This is a genomic window from Acinetobacter sp. OYA S30, assembly GCF_033599315.1.
GTDB classification, from domain to species: domain Bacteria; phylum Pseudomonadota; class Gammaproteobacteria; order Pseudomonadales; family Moraxellaceae; genus Acinetobacter; species Acinetobacter baumannii.
Map to the genome: position 1 here is coordinate 1 of NZ_JAWVAV010000088.1, position 2885 is coordinate 2885.

The following is a 2885-nucleotide window of genomic DNA, read 5'->3' on the forward strand; positions in this document are numbered from 1 at the left end:
ACTAACCAGACTTAGCCAGATTAGCAAGCTAAGGAGCCATGACCCAAGAACCGATCGTGGAGAAAAGCAAAGACAGGAAGACGCTGTCGCTTCGCTCCGTTTTGATTAGTACCACATTGGGGCATTAGATATCTTTTTGATAAAAATAATATCTAAACCTATTGACTATGATCTACCAAAAGTGCAAAGTTGTTGTTGCGCAATATACAAAAAAAAGTATAATGCGCGCCCTATGCAGAAACGTATATTACCTATATTCTTATGTCTAATGATGCAAAGAGGGGGTTTTCATGATTAAACACAAAAACCCGCTTGAGTTATTAGCGAAAGAGCCAGTTGAACTTAGTTTGGTCACAGTAAGATCAAAGCTAATGATGATTATTACAAAGTTAATAAGAGATAATAACTGGACGCAGGCTCAAGCAGCCAAAGAGATTGGCGTGTCACAACCACGTATTAGCAATCTAATGAATGGAAAAATAAGTAGCTTCTCAATAGATATGCTATTAGAGATGCTAGGAAAACTTGGTTATCTGCTAAATGTATACTTTGATCCAAGTAACATAGAGCAACCAATTGAAATGCAAATAAAAAAGACAGCTGTTTGAGCAGCTGTCTTTAATTAAAAGCAATTAAATTTTTTTGAACCTTAATTTAATTGTGTCTTCATGTTTTTTATCCGTCCCACTGGATGTTTTTGAAAACACATGAAGAACATGTATTACATCATCTATTATTACGAAGACTAGCCGGTATGCTGGTCTTCCGTTTTTCCTTAGCTCGCAAACTCCTTTGCATCCAAGGCTTAGTGATTTGACGCTGGATAGCGGGTCCATGCCATAACTCATCATCATCAAGTCTTGTACAAACTTTTCTTTAACTTGAAGTGGGAATTTATCCAGTTCTTTTTCTGCATCACCAATAAAGTTTACCTTTTTCTCCATATCGTCGTCTCCTCTTAGCTTGTTGGTATGGAATCATAAATATCATGTTGATTTTCATCATTATTTTCTCTTTTCTTAAATAAAGAAGTTATAGGTGGTTCTTTGAACCACTTCACATCATAGTTATCTATTAGATGCGAGTCAATATACAAGTATTTATATATTTGATTTTCAAATCCAACTGCTTAAATATCACTCAAATTGAGTTAATTACCTCCTGACTTTATTTATTGGAATTAAATATAAAAACATCTCATAAATTTCATAGTAAATGAGGTTCTTCTAATCCCTTTTATGTTAAACGGGCGAGTTAGTTAGCGAAAACCGCCCGTTCATCCCCATGAAAGCCCCTCAAAACGATTTTAAGACACGATCACCCTATAAAACACCCAAATCTACGCTGAAAGTTTAGAACGGTTTTGCGAGCTTCTGAGTGCGTTTTTAACATCATTCAAACTGACAAGTAAAACGATGCGAAATCGCTGAAAGTCACAAACTTGTTTTGTGGCAAGAAGCGATTTGACCAACCGAGTAAAACGAGGGCGGTAGGCTTTTTGTTTTTCTCTTGATGAGCGTCCAGCGAAGAAAGGAAAAAACAGGGGGAGCCGAAACGAAATGACACGCCCCAGCGATGGCAAGTGAACCCCAGTGAACGTGTTTCGTTTTGGGGGCAAAGCCCCCCGTCAAGCGAAGCGTCTGACCACCACATTTTTGAGCGACCAAATACAAGGCGAAAAAAGGGGGTGGTCAGACGAACGCAGTGAGTTTGACGGGCTTGGGTGAATGGCTTTTTTCGCAGGCGTCCAGCCGAAGAAAATAGCCAGAGGGCGGAGCCTTATGTCATTCATTTTCGTCCAGAAAATGAGTGGCATTGATACTGAAAGTATCATGGGGTGTAAGTTAGTAAAACTATGATTCCACCCGTTATTTTACCCGTTAATCTACCCGTTATACCTAAATCGGGTGAAATAACGGGTAAAGTAATGGGTAGAATAACGGGTAGATTAATGGGTAAGAAATAACACAACGTCATCTTGTGTCTATCTCTTATTCTGTATCTTATTCTCTGTATTATTCTGTGTATTAGAGAGAAATTAGATAGAATAAGATACGGAATAATACACAGGATAATAAACAAACATGACATTAACCTGCCTTTTCCTCGAGCTGTTTTAGCATCGAAACATCACCTAATAACCGTTGATTTTTACCTGTGAAAAAGATGATCGGACTGACATTTGCATTATCGATACTTCGACTTAACTGAATTCCTATCGCCTGGTAATCATCATCATTTGTACAATGGTATAACGCTAAAACAAGCTGACATTGTTCAGGAGTTCCGCGCTCTATTGCCCAGCGGATCAACTCCGAAAAGGTCAATCCGTTCGGTTTCCAGTGTTTTTTATGCCGTGACGCTAACGCCTTAAATTTTTCACGCCCTCGATTGTATTTTTCTGCCCCGATCACCGGATCTTCACAACGAACTCCTTGAACCGGTCGCTTATCAAATGACAATTCCCATAAATTTAATTCTTCGATGTATTCGTAATCTGCTGGCGATGCCAAACGAAATAATTGAGACATAGTGATCCCCTCAGATGATGTGTGAACGGAGACAGTATAAGGCTTTCGGGAAATTCCGCTTCCTCGACGTGAAACAAGTTCACGCCTTGCGGCGAGCGTTGCGAGTTGAATTTACAGAAGTTATTAGGCTTCAGATGTAACAAAGCCCCGTGACAGGGTCATGGGGCTCTGGTACTCTAAATCTTGTGCATTCATTGCTAAAGATTTCGATGTGGTAATCCAATCTTAGCAATGGGAAGCTAGCTTGTCACTACTTCCTTAAAACCATTCAACGACATTAACTCAAATGCACCACTTGATTGACTCGGACTTAGCCCGGTCTCCGAAAGGATAAACAGGCAAATTGTGGTAGTA

General features: G+C 39.4%; 3 protein-coding genes. 1 reads left to right on the plus strand and 2 read right to left on the minus strand.

Annotated elements, in window-relative coordinates; all coding sequences use genetic code 11:
• Positions 1-290 precede the first annotated feature (290 nt).
• On the plus strand, positions 291-608 hold the full coding sequence (locus R5R67_RS19080; protein WP_094963245.1) for a helix-turn-helix domain-containing protein: 318 nt from the start codon (positions 291-293) through the stop codon (positions 606-608).
• 24 nt (positions 609-632) lie between these two features.
• Here the strand turns inward: R5R67_RS19080 and R5R67_RS19085 are convergent, their stop codons facing one another.
• Both R5R67_RS19085 and R5R67_RS19090 read right to left on the minus strand, forming a co-directional pair.
• Positions 633-944 (minus strand): type II toxin-antitoxin system RelE/ParE family toxin, encoded by a 312-nt coding sequence (locus R5R67_RS19085; RefSeq protein WP_064506288.1) that lies wholly within the window; start codon positions 942-944, stop codon positions 633-635.
• A 1146-nt stretch (positions 945-2090) separates the two neighbouring features.
• Positions 2091-2531 carry a hypothetical protein gene (locus R5R67_RS19090; RefSeq protein WP_094963246.1) on the minus strand — a complete coding sequence of 147 codons (441 nt, stop codon included), beginning with the start codon at positions 2529-2531 and terminating at the stop codon, positions 2091-2093.
• Positions 2532-2885 lie beyond the last annotated feature (354 nt).

What these genes read in the sequence shown, in the direction of transcription:
- R5R67_RS19080 (WP_094963245.1), top strand. Translation starts at nt 291, where the DNA reads ATGATTAAACACAAAAACCCGCTTGAGTTATTAGCGAAAGAGCCAGTT.
- R5R67_RS19085 (WP_064506288.1), bottom strand. Translation starts at nt 944, where the DNA reads ATGGAGAAAAAGGTAAACTTTATTGGTGATGCAGAAAAAGAACTGGAT.
- R5R67_RS19090 (WP_094963246.1), bottom strand. Translation starts at nt 2,531, where the DNA reads ATGTCTCAATTATTTCGTTTGGCATCGCCAGCAGATTACGAATACATC.